A 21,368-nucleotide genomic window follows, 5' to 3' on the forward strand; every position below is an offset into this window, starting at 1 on the left:
CGTTGACGCGGCACGAACTTGATCCGCGAGAGACCTCATTGCACCCGCCGGCCGCCAGGTCGGCGGTTTTTTTGGGTGCGCGGTCCCAAGCGATTGCCATTCTGCCTCGTTGTCGAATATGAAAAGGGCCGGTGCTGAGACCGGCCCTTTCAGAATTCGTTCGTCGGCTCTTACGCAGCCGCATCCTTGGCACGATCGGCCTTCTTGCGCTCGTTGGGATCGAGGATGGCCTTGCGCAGGCGGATCGACTTCGGCGTGACTTCCAGGAGCTCGTCGTCCTGGATCCAGGCGATCGACTTTTCCAGCGTCATGCGGATCGGCGGCGTCAGGCGCACGGCCTCGTCCTTGCCGGCGGCGCGGACGTTGGAGAGCTTCTTGCCCTTGAGCACGTTCACTTCCAGGTCGTTCTCGCGGGTATGCTCGCCCACGATCATGCCCTGATAGACCTTCCAGCCGGGCTCGATCATCATCGGGCCGCGATCTTCCAGGTTCCACAGCGCATAGGCCACGGCCTCGCCGGCATCGGTGGAGATCAGGACGCCATTGCGGCGGCCGGCCACCTCGCCCTTGAAGGGGGCGTAGGCATGGAACAGGCGGTTGAGCACGGCGGTGCCCTTGGTGTCGGTGAGCAGCTCGTTCTGATAGCCGATCAAGCCGCGGGTCGGGGCGTGGAAGACCAGGCGCTGGCGGTTACCGCCGGAGGGGCGCATCTCGATCATCTCGGCCTTGCGCTCCGACATCTTCTGCACCACGGCGCCGGAGAACTCCTCGTCGACGTCGATCACCACTTCCTCGATCGGCTCGAGGGTCTCGCCGGTGGTCTCGTCCTTCTGGAAGACGACGCGCGGACGGGAGACGCCGAGCTCGAAGCCCTCGCGGCGCATCACCTCGATCAGGATGGCGAGCTGGAGTTCGCCGCGGCCGGAGACGATGAACGAGTCTTTGTCGGCAGATTCCTCGATCTTCAGCGCGACATTGCCCTCGGCTTCCTTGAGCAGGCGGTCGCGGATGACGCGGCTGGTGACCTTGTCGCCCTCGGTGCCGGCGAGCGGGGAATCGTTGACGGTGAAGGTCATCGACACGGTCGGCGGGTCGATCGGCTGGGCCTGCAGCGGCTCGGTGACTTCGAGCGCGCAGAAGGTATCGGCCACGGTGCCCTGGGTCAGGCCGGCAATGGCGACGATGTCGCCCGCCTCGGCTTCCTCGACCGGCTGGCGCTCGATGCCGCGGAAGGCGAGCACCTTGGAGACGCGCCCCTGCTCGATCACCTTGCCGTCACGCGACATCGCCTTGATCGCCATGTTCGGCTTCAGCGTGCCCGAGGAGATGCGGCCGGTGAGCACGCGGCCGAGATAGGGATTGGCTTCCAGGATGGTGGCGAGCATGCGGAAGGGGCCGGGCTCGACGGTGGGCTGGGCGACATGCTTGAGCACCAGGTCGAACAGCGGAGCCATGCCGGCGCTCTGGTCGGCGTCCGGCGAATTGCCCATCCAGCCCTGCTTGCCCGAACCGTAGAGGATGGGGAAGTCGAGCTGTTCGTCGGTGGCGTCGAGCGCGGCGAACAGGTCGAACACCTCGTTGATCACCTCGGTGGTGCGGGCGTCGGGCTTGTCGACCTTGTTGATGGCGACGATCGGCTTGAGGCCGATCTTGAGGGCCTTTGCCACCACGAACTTGGTCTGGGGCATCGGTCCTTCGGCGGCGTCGACCAGCACGATGGCGCCATCGACCATATTGAGGATGCGCTCGACCTCGCCGCCGAAATCGGCGTGGCCGGGGGTGTCGACGATGTTGATGCGGGTATCCTTCCACACCACCGAGGTGGCCTTGGCCAGGATGGTGATGCCGCGTTCCTTTTCGAGATCGTTCGAATCCATCACGCGCTCGGCCACGCGCTGGTTGTCGCGGAAGGCGCCGGACTGCCGCAGCAGCTGGTCGACCAGCGTGGTCTTGCCATGGTCGACGTGGGCGATGATGGCGATATTGCGAAGTTGCATAGGTTAAACCGGGTTCCTGGGCTGTGGCCAAGTGCGTCTAGACGGAACGCTCTTCTGCCCCAACTCGTTGTTTCCAAGCCAATCCGATGGTTTGGCTAAAGCGACTGCACGATTCCCGACGTTCCACCAAATCGCAAAACGCTTGAGCCGATGGCATCGGGCCGCGTCAAAAAGAGGATCGTCTGTCGGATTTTGCGCCGCAATATCACAGGAGAGGGGGGCGCGGCAATGGCGCAGCCGGCAAGTAACGGCGCAATCGTGCCTCTAGCCGTCCTTTTCCGGCTCGTATTCCAGGAATGTCGGCAGGTCGTCCGCCGTGGCGAACCAGGAAACCTGGCTACGGGTCCAGATATGCTTGCGCGGCGCCGCCAGCGAGGGATCGTCGAGCGTGCCGGCATTGATGCTGATCTCGGTCGGATTTTCGCGGAGCCGGAAGCCGAGCGAGGCACCGCAATCGCCGCAAAAATGCCGTTCCCCGAAGCTGGAGGAATGATAGACGCGCGGATCGCCCTTCACATAGGCGAAGGCCCCGGCGGCAAACAGCGCCCAGGGCTGAGCGGGCGCGCCGGAAATACGCTGGCAGATGCGGCAATGGCACCAGCCGGCATCGAAGGGCGCCTCCCGCGCCTCATAGCGGATCGCCCCGCATTCGCAGCCGCCGGTCAGCAAGGCCATGGCATCCCTCCCTCCGGGCCGACGATGCGCACGGCCTCCCCGCGCAGTTTACAGCTTCCTGCGATGACGGGGGAGGTGGGTTTTTTTAGGAACGATGTTCCGATGAAGACCTGCGGTATCGGCCCCTCATCGATGGGAACCGATACCGCAGGGGGCGGGCGAGCACTGGCTGACAGGGCGGAAAGCCTAGCGCTGCGCCACGAAGACCGCATTGTCGAGGACGAAGGAACCGTCGGCCTCAATGGCAAAGTGCTGGCGCACTTCCTCCGACATCGCCGCCTGCAGGGCACGGATGGCCTCGACGAAGACCGGCGGGGTACGCATGCGGGCGATCCAGGAGGAAAACTCCAGGGGCTGGTGCCCGGGCGTGGTCGCCCGCACCGTGAAGCCGGCGGCGGCGAGCATGGCCTGCCATTCCCGGATCGAGTAGTCGCGCACATGGGAAGGATCGCGCAGCATCTCGAACGCTTGCAGGAAGGTATCGCAGACGGTGCGTACCGGCGCGACGGCATCGGCCATCACCAGCCTGCCGCCCGGCTTCAACACGCGGAAGGCCTCGCGCAAGGCGGCCGGGACGTCACCCCAGTGATGGGCCGAATAGCGGCTCAGCACCATGTCGAAGCTGGCGTCGGCGAAGGGCAGCTGCTCGACCGTACCCTGGTGGGTGGCGATGTTGGCAAAGCCGCGCTTGGCGGCTTCCTCGGCGACCGCCGCCAGCATTTCCGAGGAGAGGTCGTAGGCGATGACCTCGGTGGCGACCGGGGCGGCCGCGAAGCTGACATGGCCGCCGCCGCAGCCCAGATCCAGCACGCGTTCGGGACGGGTGGCAGCAATCTCGTCGGCCACCAACCTGAGATCTTCCCCCCTGGCATGGACGGGACTGGCGACATAGGCGGCGGCCTGCGAGCCGAACTGGCTGCTGACCAGATTTTCCAGGGTGGCCGATCGGGCCATGACTCTGTCCTCCTTGGGGTTCTTCCGTCGATAAACGCATCGAATTGGCTCGACCTTTGTCATTGCCGGGCTTGACCCGGCAATCCAGTTCCTGCCCCGGATGTCGAGGGCGGGGCCTCTGGATGCCCGGGTCAAGCCCGGGCATGACAAGGGCGGTGCTTCAGTGATTTCCGGGCAATGCTCTATCGACTGGAACATCGTGGACCCGAACACACTGGAACGTCTCTAGGTTCTGATTTACACTGGTACCAGATCCTTTTTTATCCTGGTATGAAAGTTGCCATGACAACGGAGTCGGATCAGGCACGCCGCCAGCAGCTCGGCGAATTCCTGCGGTCCCAACGCGCCCGGCTCACCCCCGATCTCTTCGGCCTGCAGGGCGGGGCGCGACGGCGCACACCGGGCCTGCGGCGCGAGGAAGTCGCCCAGCTCGCCGGGCTTTCGACCACATGGTACACCTGGTTGGAGCAGGGACGGGATATTTCGCTCTCGGCCCACGCCTTGGGTCGGCTCGCCAATGTCCTGAATTTCTCACCCGCCGAGCGGGCCTATCTCTTCGATCTCGCCGGCAAGCGCGATCCGCAGGCCAGTGCCGAGGCTGAGCCGGCGGCCTCGCCGGCGCTGCTCGCCGCCCTCGAGACGATTGCCGGCCCCGCTTATCTGCTCGATCATCTGTGGAACGCACTCGGCTGGAACGCACGCGCGGCCGAACTCTTCACCGGTTGGCTCGATGGCGACCATGACCGCAATCTCCTCGCCTACATCTTCCTCAGTCCTGCGGCCCGGAACCTGATCGAGGATTGGGAAGGACGGGCCCGGCGGGTGATCGCCGAGTTCCGCATCGACTATGGCCATCATATCGAGGAGGAGGCGATGCAGGCCCTGGTCGGCAGCCTGGCGGCGCGAAGCCCCTTTTTCGCGCAAGCCTGGCCGATCCACAGCGTGATCGGTCGTGAAGGCGGGCTTCGGCGATTCAATCATCCCGTGCTCGGCGCGCTCGAATTCCAGCAGATCACCCTCAATCCGACGACGCGTCCCGACCTCAAATTCGTGATGCTGGTGTAGCTGGTTTGGGGGGGCGGGTCTTTGGACCCGCCCGACCTTCCAACGGGCGTCGTGATCCCAGCACTGCAGTTGCCATCTTCACTCGAAAGGGATTTGGAGTGTCAGCCTCCCGGCTGACATCTTGAAAACGAAGCGCTTGCTGGCGGATTGGGATGTCAGCCCTGCTCCATCACTTGATGGAGCTGTGGAGGCTGACACTTCGCGTATCCCGTTCCCTTTGGACAAATGCAACTAACGCAACTGTCGTGCCAGGCGGGTCCGAAGTCCCGCTTCCCAATTGCTCGCCTTGCCGCGGCCTCGTCGCTCGGCTAGGTTTCGGGCCGATTTCCCCAAGGGTATACCTCCATGTCCCTAGAGACCGATCTCCTGGTCGACAGGCGTGTCCTGCGCCGCAAGCTCTCCGTCTGGCGCGTGCTGGCGTTCCTGTTCCTGGCCATTACATTGGTGGTGGCCTATCTCGCCATTGCAGGCACAAGTGCCCTGCAGCATCGCAGCCCGCATATCGCCCGCATCAAACTCGACGGCTTCGTCGGCGACCAGACCGCCAACCTCAAGCTGTTCGATCAGATCGCCCAGTCGCAGGCCCAAGCCGTGATCGTGCGCATCAATTCGCCCGGCGGCACGACCTCCGGCGGCGAGGCGCTCTATGACGGCCTGCGCAAGCTCTCGGCCAGCAAGCCGACCGTGGCCTTCATCGATGGGCTGGGGGCGTCCGCCGCCTATATGGCCGCCGTCGGCACCGACCATATCGTGGCCCGGCGTTCCTCCCTGGTCGGCTCGATCGGCGTGCTGGTGCAATATCCCAATGTCTCCAAGCTGCTCGACAGCATCGGCGTCAGCGTCGAAGCGGTGAAGTCGTCCCCGCTCAAGGCGGCGCCGGACGGATTCACCCCGACCAGCCCCGAGGCACGGGCCGCCCTCGCCTCGGTGGTCAACGACACCTATGGCTGGTTCAAGAACCTGGTGAAGGACCGTCGCAACTTCGATGATGCCGGCCTTGCCGCTGTCTCCGACGGGCGCGTCTTCACCGGCAAGCAGGCGCTCGATCTCAAGCTCGTCGACGAGATGGGTGACGAGGCCACGGCGATTGCCTGGCTCGGCAAGGACAAGCCGGGCATGAAGGCGCTGCCGGTCGAGGATTGGGACAAGCCTTCCACCACTTCCTCCTTCCCCTTTGCGCGCACGGGCCTGGCCTGGCTTGCCGACAGTGTCGGCCTCGCCAGCCTGGGCGATGCCATCCGCTCCGCGCCTGAAACGCCTCCGGCTGCGCTTGACGGGCTTGTTTCGGTTTGGCACCCTTGAGCCACTCGTGTCTCACGGTCTGTCCGGACCAGCGTAGGGTGTCTAGCCAGGACGAAGGGCGGGGGAGCTTTTGGGTTCGATCCGCATCATGCTGTAAGGGAAGCTTGGACGCGATTCGCGTCGAGCGAACATAACTTCACAAGACCGGCGACTGACGGGAACGAAAATGATCAAATCCGAACTGGTTCTGAAGATTGCGGAAGCCAATCCGCACCTCTATCAGCGCGACATCGAGAACATCGTCAATGCCATCCTCGACGAGATCGTCAATGCGATGGCCAAGGGCGATCGCGTCGAGCTGCGTGGCTTCGGAGCCTTTTCGGTCAAGTCGCGTCCCGCTCGTATCGGTCGTAATCCTCGCACCGGCGCGCATGTGCCGGTGGACGAGAAATTCGTGCCGTTCTTCAAGACCGGCAAGGACATGCGGCTGCGGCTGAACAAGTCGACGGCCTGACCGAGAGCAAAGCGCGCCTTGGCGAGAATGCTCGTTTGCTCTAACTCTCTGTTTGGATGCGTCTTCGTGATTCCTGGCGATGCCGGGAAATCGCAGGAGGCTTTTGCGATCATGCCGGAGCGGGGCAGGCCATGAAGCGCCTATTCTACTATTTCATCCTGGTCCTGGCCTTGATCGTGATGGCGGCCTTTGCCATCGCAAACAAGCAGTGGATCGCCGAAGGCGTCGCGCTCTCCTACGACCCCAGCGCACCGGGGGCTGAAGCCAGCACGCTGCATCTGCCGATGTTCCTGATTCTGTTCGGGGTCCTGGTCATCGGCATGCTGATCGGCGGTATCACGGTCTGGCTGAAGCAGAGCCGTTTTCGCCGTGCCGCACGGGTTGCCCAGGTCGAGGCGGAACGCCATCGCAACGAGCTCGACCGGCTGCGCAGCCAGGCGACTCCCGCGGCCGAATCGCGTGACAGCCACGCCGTCCTGCCCTCGAGCGTGCCGTTCTGACGCGCCTGCCGCGAGAGCAGACCTTCCCGTCCGCTCTCGGCCCCCCTTCATCGGATCCTGCCTGCTTCCCGCAGCCGGATCGGTTATAATGGCCGCTGCCGGCCACACGGCCGGACCTTTCTCGCTGCCTTGGGCGAAACAGCCATGCGTGTCATCACGGCCGATGAGATCGATGGCCTTCTCAGTTTTCCCGACCTGATCGAGGCATTGCGCGCGGCCTTTGCCGCCGACTTCGTCACGCCGCCGCGCCAGCATTTCGAAATCGGGCACGGCGCCGATGCGGCCACCGCCCTGATCATGCCATCCTGGAGCGGCAACGCACCGGGGCCGGGCGCTTATTTGGGCACGAAACTGGTGAATGTGTTCCCGGCCAATGGCGCCCGCGGCCTGCCGGCCGTGCTCGGCACCTATGTGCTGATGTCGGGAGAGACTGGAGCGCCGCTGGCCGCGATGGACGGCACTCGGCTGACCCATTGGCGCACGGCTGCCGCCTCCGGGCTCGCTGCCTCCTATCTCGCCCGCCCGGAGGCGAGCCGCCTCGCCATGGTCGGGGCAGGGGCGCTGGCGCCCTTCCTCATCCGGGCCCATGCCAGCCAGAGGCCGATCGGCGATGTAGCGATCTGGAATCACCGGGCGGAGCGTGCGGAAAAGCTGGCGGAGGACCTGGCGCTCCAGGGGATCGCGGCCCGCTACGAGCCGGATCTCGAACGGGCGGTGCGCACGGCCGACCTGGTTTCCTGCGCTACGTTGTCGAATCTGCCCTTGGTCAAGGGCGCCTGGCTGCGGCCGGGCATGCATCTGGATCTGGTCGGCGCCTTCAATCTGCAGATGCGCGAAGCCGATGACGAGGCCGTGCGCACCAGCGACCTGTTCATCGACACGCCGAGTGCCCTGACCGAAGGCGGCGACATCGCGCTCGCCCTCAGGGCCGGTATCATCGGCCGGGACGATATCCAGGCCACTCTCGCCGATCTCGCCCGTGGCAACCATGGCGGCCGGGCATCGGGCGAATCATTGACGCTGTTCAAGTCGATCGGCAGTGCGCTGGAGGACCTCGCCGCGGCGATCCTGGTGTGGCGCAAGACTGGCGGCGAAGGCTGAGCAGATGCCGCCTCAGGCGGCGTCGCTTTCCTGTTTCTGGTGCAGGTCGAGGGCCTCGCGCAGCCATTCCAGCCAGTCCTTGAGGGCACCGGCCTGGCCGGCTTCGAGGCCGGTGGTCGCGGTGATCTGGGCCGGCACGGCCCGGGCCTTCTCGCGCAGGGCCTTGCCCTCGGCAGTCAGGGAGATGCGGACCTGGCGCTCATCATGGCTGTCGCGCCGGCGCTTGAGCAGCCCCGCTGCCTCCAGGCGCTTGAGCAAGGGGGTCAGCGTGTTGGTTTCCAGGAAGAGCCGGGCGCCGATCTCGCCGACCTTGAGGCCGTCGCGCTCCCACAGGCAGAGCATGACCAGATATTGCGGATAGGTCAGGCCGAGCGGGTCGAGCAGGGGCTTGTAGGAGCGGCCAAAGGCATTGTTGGCGGCGTAGAGCGCAAAGCAAAGCTGGTTCTGCAGGAGCAGTGGCGTAAACTCGTTGGAAGACGGTTCCATCGGTGCCTCCTCTGGCGCAATGCATGTGACGCAACGTCTGGATGTCAGCAAATGCGTGACGCACTTTCATTCGTCGCGAAGCCGGCTGCAGGACATGGCCGGCGGCTGTCAGATGCGAATCATATCGCACGCGACAGGGAGGCAGAATCATTTTCGCAAGCTTTCCCGATAAAAATCGTCTCGGTTGCCAAAATAAATATCGCGTACGATATAAATGTGTGCGATATATATCGCCGTGTTCAACCCTCGAAGGGAGTTCTGTCATGAAGGTTCTCTACACCACCGCTGCCCGTTCCGATCACAATGGCCGTGACGGCGGCCGTTCCGGTACCGTGGATGGCCATTTCTCGGTCAAGCTCGATCTGCCCAAGGAGCTGGGTGGCGCCGGCGGCCCCGGCACCAACCCCGAGCAATTGTTTGCCACCGGCTATGCCGCCTGCTTCATGGGCGCGCTGCGCTTCGTGGCCGGCAAGGAAAAGGTCGCCCTTCCCGAGGACGCCAGCGTCACCGCCACGGTCGGCATTGGCCCGCGTGACGATGGCACCGGTTTCGGCCTCGATGTCGCTCTTGCCGTTGCCCTGCCGGGCATCGAGCATGCCCGCGCCGAGGATCTCGTCGCCAAGGCCCACATCGTCTGCCCCTATTCGGAAGCGACCCGCAAGAATCTCGACGTCCGCCTCAGCGTGGTCTGAGACCGGCTCTTTCCTCGTCTTTGGCGGAAAACATAGTTCCGCCCGAGGCCCCCGGGATGGTCCGGCGCGGTACGGTCGTATCATCCCCCAATCGGGCACGCGGATCCTGTGGGCGACGCGTGCCTGCTCTCCGGCGGCCATGGCTGGCGTGCCGATTCGGCGCTAAGCAGGGAACTCTCCTCGGAGTCCCCCAATGTCGCTGCCTCGCCCCTGGCGTGAGATCCTGCCGCAGCTCCTGTCGACCGCTCTGATTCCGCTCACCGTGGCCGGAATCGGCTGGTACTACACGCGCTGGCAGCAAAATCTCGCCGATCTGCGCACCATGATCGACCTGATGACCGATGCCGCGCCGGAGAAGCGCAAATATGGCGTCGCCATGTTCGAATATCTCCTCAAGAACGACAAGGTGCCGGTGGAGTTCATCACCGCCCAGCTCGACTACGCCAATTCCTCTTCCGATCGCGATCTGCTGCCTTTGCTGGAGAGCGCGGTGCAGAAGGCGTCTCTGGTCAACAATTCGGTGAAGTCGGCCTATGAGGAGGCCACCGCCCGCCTGCCGAGCCGGGTCTTCGTGCATGCCCTCAATGATAGCCAGCGCCCCTGCGCCGGCATCCTGCTCGACGAGATGAAGGACGGCGACAAATCGGCCATCACCTTCCCGTCGGTTGTGCTGGCCAAATGGTCGGGCGAGACGCACGAGCTACGCTATTTCAAGGCGTCCGATCGCAAGCGCGCGGAGGCCTTGGCCGAACTGTTTGCCACCGTCGGCCTGCAGCTCACCGCCAAGGACCTGTCGACGAGCTGGAGCGGGGCCCGTGATTCGCGCCCCAACACCTTCGAGATCTGGTTCGGCAATCCGGCGCTTCCGCCGAATTGCCTGCAGCCGCAGAAATAGGCGAGATCAGGCTGCCAGAGGCCTGAGCCGCGCGGCGATGCTGGCGATGTCCCGGGCGAGGCGGGCGGCGTGGGTCACCATCACGCCATGGGCGATGCCCTCATAGACCAGCAGATCCGCGCCCGGAATCAGGGCAGCATAGCGCCTGCCGGTGAGGTCCAGCGGCGCCGAGGCGTCGCGGTCGCCATGGATCAGGGTGACGGGCACTCTGAGGGCGGCGGCTTCTTCGCGCAAATCCGTCTCCACGATCTCGCGCTGGAGATCGAGCAGGACGCGACGCGAACAGGCGAACACGCCGGCGATCAGCCGGTCCAGCGTGCGTTGGTCGGCCCCGGGCGCGAAGGGTTCGATATTGGCATCGAGCCAGGCCCGCAGATTGTCGGCAAGTTCGGCCATCAGGGCCTCGATGGCTACCCTGGGAATGCCCTGTTCGTTGCCTGGCCCGGCGGGCAGGCATGGACCTTGTGCTCCGACCATGACGATGCGCCCGATTCGTTCGGCACCATGGCGGCCGATATAGCGCAGCACTTCGCCGGCCGCACAGGAATGGGCAACCACGGTGAGGTCGGAGAGACCGAGTTGGGTGATCACCGCGGCAAGGTCGTCGGCCAGCCCATCGAAATCGACGCTGCCGGGATCGCTCGAACGGCCATGGCCGCGGCGGTCATAGGCGATGGTACGCAGGCCCTGGGCGTTGAGCCCGGTCATGGTGTCGGCCCACACACTGGAATCCATCGCCCAGCCGGCGAGCAGCAGTACGGGAGCGCCCCGGCCCCAGTCGCGAACGAAAAGGCGGTGGCCGTCGGCAATCTCGACGAAAGGTGCGGTCATGGCGGTTCCTCCGGGTTGAGTGGCCCCGATCCTGCCCGCTCGCACGGCGCTCGGCGATTACCCGGCAGGTAATCGCCTTCCCCGATCTTCCCGCTATTGTCGGTGGCGTCAAGACAGCGGGTTAGGGAGAAAGTGCGATTGCGGGAAGTCGCACTTTCTCTGGAGCAAAGCGTGTTCAAGCGTGAACGCTTATTTACTCTAACTCCTTGTTCCAACATGTTTTTGCGATTCCTGGTGATTCCACCAAATCGCAAATGCTTTAGCAGCGGGAATGCCGCAGGAGGACAGTCGAATGAGCGTGACCTATCTGATCACCGGTATCGTCAAGCCCGAGCAGCGCGAGCGCTTTCTCGTCATGCTCGATGAATTGCTGGACACCATGCGTCACGAAGAGAATTTCGTGAACGCCACGCTTCATAGCGATCCCGAAGACCCCTGCCGCTTCCTGCTCCATGAAACCTGGGTCGATCACCAGGACGTACTCGACGTCCAGCTCAACCGCCCCTATCGGCAGGCCTGGCACGAGGCGCTGCCGGAACTCCTGGCGCAGCCGCGCGAAGTCTCGATCTGGCAGCCGTTGCGCGTCGATCGGAAGGACTGAGCGTCCGCTACCACAGATTCCGGCCGTCGATCACGGTGACGGGCACGGCCTCCAGCTCGAAATCGTCGAAGAGCCTGGCATTGATGCTGATCTTGGGGTTGTCGAAATCGGGCTCGCCGGTCGACCAGTCCGGCGTCTGCGTATAGGTGCCGCAGCCGCAGGTCGCGCAGAAATGATGCTGGATGGTTTTGGAGCCCCAGCGATAGGTGGCCACCTGCTCGGGCGGCGAGGTCAAGCGGAACTGTTCGGGCTTGTAGTAAGCCCAGAGCGAGCCGCGCTTGGAGCAGAAGCTGCAGGTGCAACGCGTCACCTCCTGCGGTGCCTCGCTTAATTCGAATGTCGTGCCGCCGCAATGGCAGCTGCCTTTGAGAGCCATGGCTTGTTCCTTTCCGATCTTCGCGCTAGCTCTTGATAAAGCCTGCCTGCTGACATCTTCCTGTCAGCAATGATCCGTTAGAACGAGAGCTTGATGAGCGCCGCCCGCAAGATCCATACCTTGACCTTCCACCTCCTCGGCATCGCCGGCGAGGATGCCATGGATGATATCATCGATGAGATCGAGGAGTTCGCCGATGGCGTGGACTGGCCGATCGAGGCGCCGGATGCCTTCAAGCACAAGGTCAGCGAAACCGCCCCGGATATGGGCTGCACGGTGGAACTGCCGGTACGCGCCAGCCTCGCCGGAGATACTATCGCGGGCGAGAAAGCCGACTTTGCCGGCGCCATGGCGCTGATCGAGCATTTGCGCCAGCTTTCGGCCCGCCATCGCTTCGACGTCGAGATCGCTTTCGACAAGGATATCGTCGGCACCATCGACAAGGGAGCCTATAGCGAGGCTCTACGCCAGGGCTTGGTCGAACCCTGGCAGGCCGGGTAGCCGCTTGCCCTGGCGGTCCGGCTGGCGTGTTCTCGCCATGGGGCTCGCATCCGGGCTGCTGTTCGGCTCGGTGCAAATCGCAGCCGCCCGGCTCTCCGTGACCGTTGACCGCCTCGCGGACCTGCCGCTCGAAATCTCTCCGGCACCCGCCGGGCAGGGCGGGCTGGTGCTGTTTCTCTCGGGCGATACCGGCTGGGGCGGGCTGGAGCGGAGCCTGGCCCGCCGCCTCGCCCGGGCGGGAATCGGCGTCGTCGGGCTCGATGCGCGTCGCTATTTCTTCACTGGGCGCTCGCCTGCCGAGCTCGCCCGGGACATCGAGCGTATCCTGGCCGTCTATCGCCGACGCTGGCATGCCGGCCGCATCGCTCTGGCCGGCTATTCCTTCGGCGCCGATGCCCTGCCTTTCGCCTGGCCCCTGCTTTCGCCGAGGACACGGCAGGAAACCAGGCTGATTGCCCTCGTCGGATTGCTGCCGGAAGCTAATTTCCGCATTTCCCTCTTGGAAATGCTCGACTTGCCGGCTGCCGACGACGTGCCGGTCGCTCCGATGCTCCGCCAGCTACCCGTTCGCAAGGTGGTCTGTCTCTATGGCCGGGAGGAGCACAGCGCCTGCACCTTGCCCGAGCTTGCCGGAGCCGAGCGCATTGCGCGGCCCGGCGGGCACGATCGCGATGGCGATGCCGGTGCCGTGGTGCAGGCGATCCTACGCCGGTTGACCGTCAGGCCGCCAGTTCCGCCACCACCGCATCGAGCAGCGGAAAGCCCGCGCGGGTGACGCGAACCCGATCATCCCGGCGCTCGACCATACCGTTTTGCTGCAGCCCGGCCAGTGTAGCCTCCGCCATGGGCCGGCCGCGCAACCGGGCGAGACGAGCGAGATCGATGCCCTCGGCCAGGCGCAGGCCCATCAGCAGCATCTCGTCGCCCTGCTGGTCCGGCGTCAACGCCTGATCATCGACGAGACCATGGCCGTTCGTGCGGACTCCCGCGAGCCATTTCTCGGGGCTGCGTTCGGTCGACAGTGCCCGGCGGACGCCAGTGGCATCGATCAGGCGGCCATGGGCGCCGGGGCCGATGCCGGCATATTCGCCATAGCGCCAATAGACCAGATTGTGCCGGCATTCGGCGCCGGGGCGGGCATGGTTGGAGATTTCATAGGCTGGCAGGCCGCGCCGTTCGCAGGTCTCGCGGGTGATGTCGAACAGGACACGGGCATCCTCGTCCGGCATCGGGATGAGCTTGCCGGCCGCGACCAGGCGCTCATACATGGTGTCGGGCTCGATGGTGAGCTGATAGAGCGATAAATGCTCGGCCGCCCGGTCGATGGCCTGGTCGAGCTCGGCCTGCCAATCCCTCGGCTGCTGGTCCGGGCGGGCATAGATCAGGTCGAAGGAATAGCGTTCGAAGGATTTGGCCGCGATCTCGACGGCCTCCATGGCCTCGGCCACCGAATGCATGCGGCCCAGCCGCTTGAGATCGGCATCGTTCATCGCCTGCACGCCGAGGGAGACGCGGTTGACTCCGGCGGCGCGGTAGCCGGCGAAGCGGGCAGCGTCGACACTGGTTGGATTGGCTTCCAGCGAGATCTCGGCATCGGGGGCGATGGTCCAGGCGCCGCCGATGGCGTCGAGAATTGCGCCGACCGTCTTCGGTTCCATCAACGAGGGCGTGCCGCCGCCGAAGAAGATCGACTGGACCTGCCGCCCCGGCGCGATGGCGGCCATGTGGGCGATTTCCTTGAGGTAGGCCTCGACATAGCCGGCCTGGTCGACGCCGCCGGTGCGGACATGGCTGTTGAAGTCGCAATAGGGGCATTTGGCCAGGCAGAACGGCCAATGCACGTAAACGCCGAAACCGGGCTCGGAGGAGTTGGGGATCATGCCGGCTCAAGTGGCAGCTGCTCGGGGCTACGTCAATCCCGGAGCGCGACTTGGAGCGCGGACTTCCAGTCCGCTCTTGGAAGCACCACGCTGCAAGGAAGAGGCGGACAAGATGTCCGCGCTCCAGGCGAGTTACCCCGCAAGCTCCCCGAACAACTGCTTCAGCGCCGTATTCGCCTCGAAGCCGATTCCCTCGGCCTGTGGCAGCGAGGCGTAGCCTTCTGCGATCACACTGTCATCCGCGAGGCCGCTAAAGGGTTGGAAGGCAAAGGGGGTAATCTCGGCGCCGCCGAGGCCGAGGGCTGCGGCCAGGTGCAGGCCGAACAGGTGCCCGCCATGCGGCCAGAAGGCCTGCCTCGTCCAGCCCCTCGCGGTCATCGCCTCGATGATCTGGAGATAGCCGGGCAGGCCGTAGCAATGCACGGGGTCGAACAGCAGCACGTCGCGATCCGGGCGCAGGCCGCCATGGCGGGCAAGGAGCCGAGCTTCCGCCGCCGAAAACAGGGCCTCGCCTGCCCCGATCGGCGGCGCATAGGCCGATGCCAAAACGGACTGGACCTCGAAGTCGAGCGGGTCGCAGATATCTTCGAACCACCACAGGCCCAGAGGGGCGAGCCTTACGGCCGCTTCCAGGCCGGATATCCGATCATAGGCGTTCATGGCGTCGACGGCGAGGCGGCCGGACGCTCCCAGTGCGGTGGCGGCCACCTCGATGCGCCGAAGATCCTGGTCGAGGCCGGCGCTGCCGATCTTGATCTTGGCATTGACGAAGCCAAGATCGGCGAAGCGGCCCATCTCCTCGGTCAGCAAGGCAAGGTCGTCGCGGGGATGGCGATAGCCGCCGCTCGCATAGACTCGGACCCTGTCGGTCTGGGCAGCCTTGCTGCCGAGCCGATCGGCAAGATAGGCGTGGAGCGGCAGATCGGCCTGCTTGGCGGCAATATCCCACAGCGCCATGTCGAGGGCGCCGACCGCGACGCAGCGCTCGCCATGCCCGCCGGGTTTTTCGCCCGCCATCATCGCCTGCCAGGCCTTGAAGGGATCCAGACCCCCACCCTTTCCCGATAAGGCATCCGCCGGCGCCTGCTTGAGGCGCGGGGCGAAACGTTCACGGATCAGTCCGCTCTGGGCATAGCGGCCGACCGAGGCATAGCCATAGCCGATGAGGGGCCGGCCGGCGCGGGAGGTATCGGTGACGATGGCGACGATGCTGGTGGTCAATCCGCCCGGCTGCACCGGCCCGGCATAGCGGGAGATCGAGATACTGCGTTCGCGGATGTCGAGAATACGCATGGTTGGTCCCGCAGGGGGGCGGTTCGTCCGCGGTTGTCTCAGTCCCGCTTCACACGGGACTCCTGGTAGCGGTCGCGGGCCACTTCGCTGCATAGGCCCGACCATTCGCAGCCTACACAGGCCGAGCGGGTGAGATTGGCGGCAAAGGCGCCGCGGAAACGTGCCAGCAGGGTTGGGGTCAGGGCGATGCGAGTGCCGGTGCGGACGGGTAGGCGCATCAGGGCACTGACGTCGCGGATGGCGAGTTCGTCGCGCTGGTCGATCCGAGGCTCATGGCAATGCGAATCGACTTCTTGCAGCAGCGGGGCGCAGATATCATCAGGCCCCGCCACGATCACGATGTCTTCACCCTGGCTCAGTCGCGCTGCGATCGCGTCGTAATTGGCGACGAAGCCGGGGCTGTATCCTTTGCCGACATAGGTCAGCATGCAGAGGAGATGGTGGGCGCGAAGCCGCACCGTCACCGGGCGGCGCCGGCCTTGCCGCGAACCAGGGCCATCAGGGTGACGGCGCCGATGACCGACTTCAGCAGGCCGCCGAGCAGGAAGGGCGCGACACCGAGCAGGAAAGCCTTTTCCAGGCCGATCTGAGCGCCAAGCCAGGCACCGCCGATGGCCAGGCAGAGGGCATTGCCCAAGGTCATGTTGACGAAGGCGAGAACCGGGCGGTTGCCGTTCCAGCCACGCTCGGCCAGCAAGCCGCAAAGGGCAGCGACGAGCGGGAAGGAGATCAGATAGCCGGCCGTCGGACCGACGAACAACAGGGTGCCGATGCTGCCCGTCGCAGTGACCGGAAGACCCATCCAGGCTTCAGCCAGCCAGGCCAGCACGGTAATGGCACCGAGCCGCCAGCCATAAAGCGCCCCGATCAAGGTCACGGCCAGGGTCTGCATGGTCATCGGCACGGGGAACATTGGCACCTGGATATGCGATGCCAGGGCCAGTACGGCCGTGCCTGCGACGACCGCCGCCGCCTGCCAGCCAAGCGAGCGCCGCGAAATGTCGAGGGGGCTGAAAGCCGGGGTCAGGGAGGAGGTGGCGCTGTGCGACATGGAGAGGCTCCGGGAAATTATAGATAATCTTGAATCCGATGATCTATAGAGGTCACAAAACGGCAAGTTTGGCAATATCCGGGTGCGCGGGCATCTTGCACGCTCTTCTCATCCCGCAGGCATAGTGGCTCCAAGAGCGGGCAAGATGCCCGCGCACCCGGAACTCAGCCGATGATGGCGAAGGCTTCCCGCGTGGCGCCGGAGGCCGACCGGACCGGTTTCAGGCCGACCCGCTGCACATGGCGGGCGAGGGTGACGGCAGCGTCGTCCAGCTTGCCTGACCGCAGCGCCGCCAGGATGGCACGGTGGTCCTGGTCGGTCGGGCTTTCCCATTCCGAGCGCCAGGCTGCGAACAGGAAGCGGGCGCTGGCGGCATGCAGGTCGTCGATCGCCGCGAGCAGGCGCGGCATGCGGCAGGGGGCCAGGATCAGGCGATGGAAGCGGCGATTGGCCTCTTCCCAACTGCGCACGTCGCGCGAGCGGTCGCCTGCCTTGGTGGCTTCCTCGGCTTCGTCCAGGATGGTGGCGGTGAGGTGCGGCGCGGCCTGGCGCAGGGCCAGCACCTCCAGGGCCGCCCGCATCTGGGCGACCTCCTTGACCTCTTCCAGGTCGAAGGCGGCGACACGCACGCCGCGCCTGGGTTCGCTCACCGCCAGGCCCTGTGCCTCCAGGCGCCTGAAAGCCTCGCGCACCGGCACATGGCTGGTGGCAAACTCCTCCGCGACATGGTCCTGGCGCAATCGGGCGCCGGGCTCGATCGCCCCGGAGATGATGCGATCCGCCAGCACCTTGGCGATGCGGATGGCGATGGTGTCGTCCTTGGGCCCGCTCATGATTTTATAGATAATTTCTGCGATGCCGATTTGTCGAGAGGGGCTTGCGGGGATCGCGGGCGTCCCGCCTGCGCTCCGACTACCCCGCCGCCACGGGCAGAGCGCGCTTGTGGGCGCTGGCTCGATAGGTCGACAGGATGCGCTGGTGCGAGGCCTCGGCGATGGCCTTGCCCTCCAGGAAATCGTCGATCTCGTCATAGGTCACGCCATAGGCGTCCTCGTCGGGCTTCAATGGCACATTGGTTTCGAGATCGGCGGTGGGCACCTTGAACACCAGTTCGCGCGGAGCGCCGAGATGGGCGGCGAGGGCCCGCACCCGCCTCTTGTTGAGGCCGGCCAGCGGCAGGATGTCGGCCGCACCGTCGCCGAACTTGGTGTAGAAGCCCATCACTGCCTCGGCAGCGTGGTCCGTGCCGATGACGATGCCGCGCACGGCCCCGGCGAGGCCGAACTGGGCGATCATGCGCTGGCGCGCCTTGATGTTGCCGTGGTGGAAATCGGAGCGCGGGCCCTCGATCAAATCGCCGGCTTCGCGCATGAGTTCGGCCATCATCGCGTCGGCGGCCGGCTTGATGTTTACGGTGACGACGCGGTCGGCCTTGATGGTCGCCAGGGATTGCTGCGCATCCTTTTCGTCCGCCTGCACGCCATAGGGCAGGCGCATCGCCAGAAACTGGGCCTGATACCCTTCGGTTCGCAACCGTTCGACGGCGGCCTGTGCCAGCAGGCCTGCGGTGAGCGAATCGACGCCGCCCGAGATACCGAGCACATAGGCCCGCCCTCCCGAGGCCTTGAGATAATCGGCCAGGAAGGCGACGCGCCGTTCGGCCTCTGCAGCGGGATCGAAGGCTTCGGGCACGATGATGTCGGGCGTGAGCGGTTGCGGCATGGTCGGCTTTCACGTGATTGAATCGGGTGACAACAGGCCATGTTCGTTTGGGAGCGTCAATATGGGCGCGGTGGTGGGGCGATCCGGAGATCGACCCACCTATCCACAAGCCTCCGGCCTCGGCCTCGTGCTCCCTTTGACCGCATCTGCTAGCGTGCGGCCATGACCTCCTCGCCCCGCAAACTCGACACCGCCGATGCGTCGGCGCCCGTCACGCCGATGATGGCGCAATATCTCGAGATCAAGGCCGGCCATCCTGGCGCCTTGCTGTTCTATCGCATGGGCGATTTCTACGAATTGTTCTTCGAGGACGCCGAGATCGCCTCCAAGACGCTCGGCATCGTCCTCACCAAGCGCGGCAAGCATCAGGGCGAGGACATCGCCATGTGCGGCGTGCCGGTGGTCCGGGCCGACGAATATCTGCAGCGCCTGATCGCCCATGGCCACCGTGTCGCGGTCTGCGAGCAGATGGAGGATCCGGCGGAGGCCAAGAAGCGCGGTTCCAAATCAGTGGTCAAGCGCGGCGTGGTCCGGCTGGTCACGCCCGGCACCATCACCGAGGAGACGCTGCTGGAGCCGACGCGCACCAATCTGCTGCTGGCTTTGGCGCGCCTGCGCATCTCCGATGACGAGGCTCGCTACGGTCTCGCCTTCGCCGACATCTCCACCGGCGAGTTCGGCCTGTCCGAATGCGACGAGGCGGGACTGCCGGCCGAACTCGCCCGGCTCGACCCGTCCGAAGTGGTCATGGCCGAGACGGTGCATGAGGATGCGGAGCTGGCCTCGCTCTGGCGCGAATGCCGTGCCGCCGTCACACCGGTCGGGCGCGACGTCTTCGATGGCAGCCAGGCCGAGCGCCGGCTTGCTGCCTTCTACGATGTCGGCACCATCGATGGCTTCGGCACCTTCTCGCGAGCCGAGCTGGTCGCCGCCTCCGGCCTCGTCACCTATATCCTGCGCACGCAGGTCGGCCAGAAGCCGGCGCTCGACCCACCACGCCGGGACGGCGCCAGCGCGCATATGGCGATCGATGCCGCGACACGCGCCAATCTGGAGCTGACGCGTACCCTGGGCGGCGAGCGCGCCGGCTCCCTGTTCGATGCGGTCGACCGCTCGGTGACGGCGGCCGGTGGCCGCCTGCTGGCGCAATGGCTGGCGAGCCCGCTGTTACAGCCCGAGGCCATCGCGCTGCGCCAGGATGCGGTGGCCTTCTTCGCCGAACAGGCCCTGCTGCGCGGCCAGGTCCGCGCCCGGCTGAAATCGGCGCCGGACATCGCCCGCTCCATGGCGCGCCTCGCCCTCGACCGGGCCGGGCCGCGTGATCTCGCCGCTCTCCGGGAAGGCTTGACCGGCATTGCCGCCGTCGAAGCCCTGCTGCGGCAGCGCGAAGCTGAATTGCCGCCGGTGCTCGCCGGTATTCTCTCGGCCCTGGTAAGGCCGGACCAGGGCCAGGCGGCGCGCCTTGCCGCAGCCCTGCAGGACGATCTGCCGCTGCTCAAGCGCGATGGCGGCTTCGTGCGTGCCGGCTATGATCAGGCCCTCGACGAGACCAGGGCTCTGCGCGACGAGAGCCGGCGCGTCATCGCCGGCCTGCAGGCGCGCTATGCCGAGGAGAGCCAGGTCCGCCAGCTCAAGATCAAGCACAACAACATGATCGGCTATTTCGTCGAGGTGCCGCAGCAGGCCGGTGAAGCCTTCCTGCAGCCGGGCCTGCGCGAGACCTATGTGCATCGCCAGACCATGGCCGGCGCCATGCGCTTCTCCACCGCCGAGCTCTCGACGCTGGAATCGCGCATCGCCTCGGCGGCCGAGCGCTCGCTGGCGAGTGAGCTCCAGGTCTTCTCCGATCTCGCCGCGGCCTTGCTCGGTGACGGCGCCGCCATCCGGGCCGCCACCGAGGCCCTCGCCCTTCTCGACGTCATCGTGTCGCTCGCCGTGCTGGCCGACGAGGAAAACTATGTCCGTCCCGTTGTCGACACCTCGCTCGCCTTTGCCATCGAGGGTGGGCGCCATCCTGTGGTCGAGCGGGCGCTGAAGCGCGAGGGCAAGCCCTTCGTCGCCAATGATTGCGAATTGAGCGGCGAGGGCGAAGGCAGCAAGGCCGCCGGTAGGATCTGGTTGCTCACCGGCCCGAACATGGCGGGTAAATCGACCTTCCTGCGCCAGAACGCCCTGATCGCCGTCCTGGCGCAGATCGGTTCCTTCGTGCCGGCGAAATCGGCCCATATCGGCGCGGTGGACGCGCTGTTCTCGCGCGTCGGCGCCGCCGACGACCTGGCGCGCGGGCGCTCCACCTTCATGGTCGAGATGGTGGAGACGGCGGCGATCCTCAACCAGGCTGGTCCCCGCGCCCTCGTCATCCTCGACGAGATCGGCCGCGGCACCGCCACTTTCGACGGCCTCTCCATCGCGTGGGCGGCAATAGAGAACCTTTCCGCCGTCAATCGCTGCCGGGCCCTGTTCGCCACGCATTATCACGAGCTCACCCAGCTCACCAAGAAGCTGCCGCGCCTCGCCAACGCCACCATGCGGGTGACCGAATGGCATGGCGACGTCGTCTTCTTGCATGAGGTGGTGCCGGGCGCCGCCGACCGTTCCTACGGCATCCAGGTCGCCAAGCTCGCCGGCATGCCGGCCGCCGTGGTCGAGCGGGCACGGGCCGTGCTGGCGCAGCTCGAGGCGACCGATCGCCAGGCTCCGGCTGCCCGCCTGGTCGACGACCTGCCCTTGTTCGCCGCAGCCCCCCGGGCGCCGGCACAGGCAACGGTCAAGGTGCCGGACGAGGTCGCCGAAGCCCTCGATGGGCTCGATCCCAACGACATGACGCCTCGCCAGGCGCTCGATGCCTTGTTTTCCTTGAAAGCCAAGCGCGATAGCGCCAAGAAGGGGTAAGTTGGAGCGCGGACATCCTGTCCGCATTGCCGCCATCCACGCCTGGTAACGCCGCATCCGCAGGATGGGAAGAGCGGACAGGATGTTCGCGCTCCGAAAT

General features: G+C 65.6%; 23 protein-coding genes. 11 read left to right on the plus strand and 12 right to left on the minus strand.

All coding sequences use genetic code 11. From position 1 onward, the window contains the following. Positions 1 to 170: 170 nt before the first annotated feature. The 3 genes from typA to QM672_RS21285 all read right to left on the minus strand — a co-directional run bounded on the left by typA (position 171) and on the right by QM672_RS21285 (position 3,824). The gene (gene typA, locus QM672_RS21275; RefSeq protein WP_367623656.1) at positions 171 to 1,997 is read right to left on the minus strand and encodes a translational GTPase TypA; all 1,827 of its coding nucleotides are present in this window, start codon (positions 1,995 to 1,997) and stop codon (positions 171 to 173) included. A 264-nt stretch (positions 1,998 to 2,261) separates the two neighbouring features. Further along, the gene (locus tag QM672_RS21280) at positions 2,262 to 2,672 is read right to left on the minus strand and encodes a GFA family protein (protein ID WP_311939889.1); all 411 of its coding nucleotides are present in this window, start codon (positions 2,670 to 2,672) and stop codon (positions 2,262 to 2,264) included. Positions 2,673 to 2,858: 186 nt separating this feature from the next. Next, entirely contained in the window at positions 2,859 to 3,824 is a 966-nt protein-coding gene (locus tag QM672_RS21285) for a class I SAM-dependent methyltransferase (protein WP_415084948.1), read from the minus strand. An 84-nt stretch (positions 3,825 to 3,908) separates the two neighbouring features. On the opposite strand from QM672_RS21285, the gene QM672_RS21290 reads away from it, so the two are divergent. The 5 genes from QM672_RS21290 to QM672_RS21310 all read left to right on the plus strand — a co-directional run bounded on the left by QM672_RS21290 (position 3,909) and on the right by QM672_RS21310 (position 8,048). Further along, positions 3,909 to 4,691 (plus strand): helix-turn-helix transcriptional regulator, encoded by a 783-nt coding sequence (locus QM672_RS21290; protein WP_311939886.1) that lies wholly within the window; start codon positions 3,909 to 3,911, stop codon positions 4,689 to 4,691. Positions 4,692 to 5,036: 345 nt separating this feature from the next. Next, on the plus strand, positions 5,037 to 5,993 hold the full coding sequence (gene sppA / locus QM672_RS21295; RefSeq protein ID WP_415084951.1) for a signal peptide peptidase SppA: 957 nt from the start codon (positions 5,037 to 5,039) through the stop codon (positions 5,991 to 5,993). A gap of 166 nt (positions 5,994 to 6,159) precedes the next feature. Beyond that, on the plus strand, positions 6,160 to 6,447 hold the full coding sequence (gene ihfB, locus QM672_RS21300; RefSeq protein ID WP_311939883.1) for an integration host factor subunit beta: 288 nt from the start codon (positions 6,160 to 6,162) through the stop codon (positions 6,445 to 6,447). A 131-nt stretch (positions 6,448 to 6,578) separates the two neighbouring features. After that, positions 6,579 to 6,947 (plus strand): LapA family protein, encoded by a 369-nt coding sequence (locus QM672_RS21305; RefSeq protein WP_311939881.1) that lies wholly within the window; start codon positions 6,579 to 6,581, stop codon positions 6,945 to 6,947. Positions 6,948 to 7,091: 144 nt separating this feature from the next. Then, positions 7,092 to 8,048: an ornithine cyclodeaminase family protein gene (locus QM672_RS21310; RefSeq protein ID WP_367623658.1), complete on the plus strand. Its 957-nt coding sequence runs from the start codon at positions 7,092 to 7,094 to the stop codon at positions 8,046 to 8,048. Positions 8,049 to 8,060: 12 nt separating this feature from the next. Here the strand turns inward: QM672_RS21310 and QM672_RS21315 are convergent, their stop codons facing one another. After that, the gene (locus QM672_RS21315) at positions 8,061 to 8,534 is read right to left on the minus strand and encodes a MarR family winged helix-turn-helix transcriptional regulator (RefSeq protein WP_311939877.1); all 474 of its coding nucleotides are present in this window, start codon (positions 8,532 to 8,534) and stop codon (positions 8,061 to 8,063) included. 263 nt (positions 8,535 to 8,797) lie between these two features. On the opposite strand from QM672_RS21315, the gene QM672_RS21320 reads away from it, so the two are divergent. Both QM672_RS21320 and QM672_RS21325 read left to right on the plus strand, forming a co-directional pair. Continuing rightward, positions 8,798 to 9,226: an organic hydroperoxide resistance protein gene (locus tag QM672_RS21320; protein WP_394313454.1), complete on the plus strand. Its 429-nt coding sequence runs from the start codon at positions 8,798 to 8,800 to the stop codon at positions 9,224 to 9,226. 193 nt (positions 9,227 to 9,419) lie between these two features. Further along, positions 9,420 to 10,121 (plus strand): hypothetical protein, encoded by a 702-nt coding sequence (locus tag QM672_RS21325; protein WP_311939873.1) that lies wholly within the window; start codon positions 9,420 to 9,422, stop codon positions 10,119 to 10,121. Between the two features lie 6 nt (positions 10,122 to 10,127). Here QM672_RS21325 and QM672_RS21330 read toward each other — a convergent pair whose 3' ends face one another. Beyond that, positions 10,128 to 10,952 carry an alpha/beta fold hydrolase gene (locus tag QM672_RS21330; RefSeq protein ID WP_415084953.1) on the minus strand — a complete coding sequence of 275 codons (825 nt, stop codon included), beginning with the start codon at positions 10,950 to 10,952 and terminating at the stop codon, positions 10,128 to 10,130. A 292-nt stretch (positions 10,953 to 11,244) separates the two neighbouring features. Here QM672_RS21330 and QM672_RS21335 point away from each other — a divergent pair, with 292 nt between their 5' ends. Further along, positions 11,245 to 11,553 (plus strand): putative quinol monooxygenase, encoded by a 309-nt coding sequence (locus tag QM672_RS21335; RefSeq protein WP_311939870.1) that lies wholly within the window; start codon positions 11,245 to 11,247, stop codon positions 11,551 to 11,553. Between the two features lie 7 nt (positions 11,554 to 11,560). On the opposite strand, the gene QM672_RS21340 is transcribed toward QM672_RS21335, so the two are convergent. Beyond that, on the minus strand, positions 11,561 to 11,929 hold the full coding sequence (locus QM672_RS21340; protein ID WP_415084956.1) for a GFA family protein: 369 nt from the start codon (positions 11,927 to 11,929) through the stop codon (positions 11,561 to 11,563). A gap of 93 nt (positions 11,930 to 12,022) precedes the next feature. Between QM672_RS21340 and QM672_RS21345 the strand changes: the two genes are divergently transcribed. Both QM672_RS21345 and QM672_RS21350 read left to right on the plus strand, forming a co-directional pair. Continuing rightward, positions 12,023 to 12,430 carry a hypothetical protein gene (locus QM672_RS21345; protein WP_415084958.1) on the plus strand — a complete coding sequence of 136 codons (408 nt, stop codon included), beginning with the start codon at positions 12,023 to 12,025 and terminating at the stop codon, positions 12,428 to 12,430. Between the two features lie 4 nt (positions 12,431 to 12,434). Further along, positions 12,435 to 13,205 carry an AcvB/VirJ family lysyl-phosphatidylglycerol hydrolase gene (locus QM672_RS21350; RefSeq protein ID WP_394313449.1) on the plus strand — a complete coding sequence of 257 codons (771 nt, stop codon included), beginning with the start codon at positions 12,435 to 12,437 and terminating at the stop codon, positions 13,203 to 13,205. Here QM672_RS21350 and hemW read toward each other — a convergent pair. The 6 genes from hemW to nadE form a co-directional block, all read right to left on the minus strand. Then, positions 13,150 to 14,310, minus strand: a complete 1,161-nt coding sequence (gene hemW, locus QM672_RS21355; RefSeq protein WP_415084960.1) for a radical SAM family heme chaperone HemW — start codon at positions 14,308 to 14,310, stop codon at positions 13,150 to 13,152. The genes QM672_RS21350 and hemW overlap by 56 nt on opposite strands. A gap of 132 nt (positions 14,311 to 14,442) precedes the next feature. Next, positions 14,443 to 15,603, minus strand: coding sequence for an enolase C-terminal domain-like protein (locus tag QM672_RS21360; protein ID WP_415084962.1), 1,161 nt, complete (start codon positions 15,601 to 15,603; stop codon positions 14,443 to 14,445). Between the two features lie 38 nt (positions 15,604 to 15,641). After that, positions 15,642 to 16,067 (minus strand): DUF1284 domain-containing protein, encoded by a 426-nt coding sequence (locus tag QM672_RS21365; protein ID WP_311939858.1) that lies wholly within the window; start codon positions 16,065 to 16,067, stop codon positions 15,642 to 15,644. Continuing rightward, positions 16,064 to 16,654 carry a biotin transporter BioY gene (locus QM672_RS21370; RefSeq protein WP_311939856.1) on the minus strand — a complete coding sequence of 197 codons (591 nt, stop codon included), beginning with the start codon at positions 16,652 to 16,654 and terminating at the stop codon, positions 16,064 to 16,066. Before QM672_RS21370 ends, QM672_RS21365 begins: the two co-directional genes overlap by 4 nt. Positions 16,655 to 16,818: 164 nt before the next feature. Then, a complete protein-coding gene (locus tag QM672_RS21375; protein WP_367623665.1) occupies positions 16,819 to 17,487 on the minus strand; it encodes a GntR family transcriptional regulator in 669 nt (222 codons plus the stop codon). 79 nt (positions 17,488 to 17,566) lie between these two features. Then, the gene (nadE, locus tag QM672_RS21380; RefSeq protein ID WP_415084965.1) at positions 17,567 to 18,376 is read right to left on the minus strand and encodes an ammonia-dependent NAD(+) synthetase; all 810 of its coding nucleotides are present in this window, start codon (positions 18,374 to 18,376) and stop codon (positions 17,567 to 17,569) included. 162 nt (positions 18,377 to 18,538) lie between these two features. On the opposite strand from nadE, the gene mutS reads away from it, so the two are divergent. Then, positions 18,539 to 21,268, plus strand: a complete 2,730-nt coding sequence (gene mutS / locus QM672_RS21385; RefSeq protein WP_415084967.1) for a DNA mismatch repair protein MutS — start codon at positions 18,539 to 18,541, stop codon at positions 21,266 to 21,268. Positions 21,269 to 21,368: the final 100 nt, after the last annotated feature.

It is taken from the genome of Labrys sp. (in: a-proteobacteria), assembly GCF_047605565.1.
GTDB lineage: Bacteria > Pseudomonadota > Alphaproteobacteria > Rhizobiales > Labraceae > Labrys > Labrys neptuniae.

Coding starts and splice junctions, on each gene's coding strand:
- QM672_RS21325 (WP_311939873.1), top strand. CDS start 9,420: ATGTCGCTGCCTCGCCCCTGGCGTGAGATCCTGCCGCAGCTCCTGTCG.
- mutS (WP_415084967.1), top strand. CDS start 18,539: ATGACCTCCTCGCCCCGCAAACTCGACACCGCCGATGCGTCGGCGCCC.
- ihfB (WP_311939883.1), top strand. CDS start 6,160: ATGATCAAATCCGAACTGGTTCTGAAGATTGCGGAAGCCAATCCGCAC.
- hemW (WP_415084960.1), bottom strand. CDS start 14,310: ATGATCCCCAACTCCTCCGAGCCCGGTTTCGGCGTTTACGTGCATTGG.
- QM672_RS21315 (WP_311939877.1), bottom strand. CDS start 8,534: ATGGAACCGTCTTCCAACGAGTTTACGCCACTGCTCCTGCAGAACCAG.
- typA (WP_367623656.1), bottom strand. CDS start 1,997: ATGCAACTTCGCAATATCGCCATCATCGCCCACGTCGACCATGGCAAG.
- QM672_RS21360 (WP_415084962.1), bottom strand. CDS start 15,603: ATGCGTATTCTCGACATCCGCGAACGCAGTATCTCGATCTCCCGCTAT.
- QM672_RS21320 (WP_394313454.1), top strand. CDS start 8,798: ATGAAGGTTCTCTACACCACCGCTGCCCGTTCCGATCACAATGGCCGT.
- QM672_RS21310 (WP_367623658.1), top strand. CDS start 7,092: ATGCGTGTCATCACGGCCGATGAGATCGATGGCCTTCTCAGTTTTCCC.
- sppA (WP_415084951.1), top strand. CDS start 5,037: ATGTCCCTAGAGACCGATCTCCTGGTCGACAGGCGTGTCCTGCGCCGC.
- QM672_RS21375 (WP_367623665.1), bottom strand. CDS start 17,487: ATGAGCGGGCCCAAGGACGACACCATCGCCATCCGCATCGCCAAGGTG.
- QM672_RS21290 (WP_311939886.1), top strand. CDS start 3,909: ATGACAACGGAGTCGGATCAGGCACGCCGCCAGCAGCTCGGCGAATTC.
- QM672_RS21345 (WP_415084958.1), top strand. CDS start 12,023: ATGAGCGCCGCCCGCAAGATCCATACCTTGACCTTCCACCTCCTCGGC.
- QM672_RS21335 (WP_311939870.1), top strand. CDS start 11,245: ATGAGCGTGACCTATCTGATCACCGGTATCGTCAAGCCCGAGCAGCGC.
- nadE (WP_415084965.1), bottom strand. CDS start 18,376: ATGCCGCAACCGCTCACGCCCGACATCATCGTGCCCGAAGCCTTCGAT.
- QM672_RS21330 (WP_415084953.1), bottom strand. CDS start 10,952: ATGACCGCACCTTTCGTCGAGATTGCCGACGGCCACCGCCTTTTCGTT.
- QM672_RS21285 (WP_415084948.1), bottom strand. CDS start 3,824: ATGTTCCAGTCGATAGAGCATTGCCCGGAAATCACTGAAGCACCGCCC.
- QM672_RS21305 (WP_311939881.1), top strand. CDS start 6,579: ATGAAGCGCCTATTCTACTATTTCATCCTGGTCCTGGCCTTGATCGTG.
- QM672_RS21370 (WP_311939856.1), bottom strand. CDS start 16,654: ATGTCGCACAGCGCCACCTCCTCCCTGACCCCGGCTTTCAGCCCCCTC.
- QM672_RS21340 (WP_415084956.1), bottom strand. CDS start 11,929: ATGGCTCTCAAAGGCAGCTGCCATTGCGGCGGCACGACATTCGAATTA.
- QM672_RS21280 (WP_311939889.1), bottom strand. CDS start 2,672: ATGGCCTTGCTGACCGGCGGCTGCGAATGCGGGGCGATCCGCTATGAG.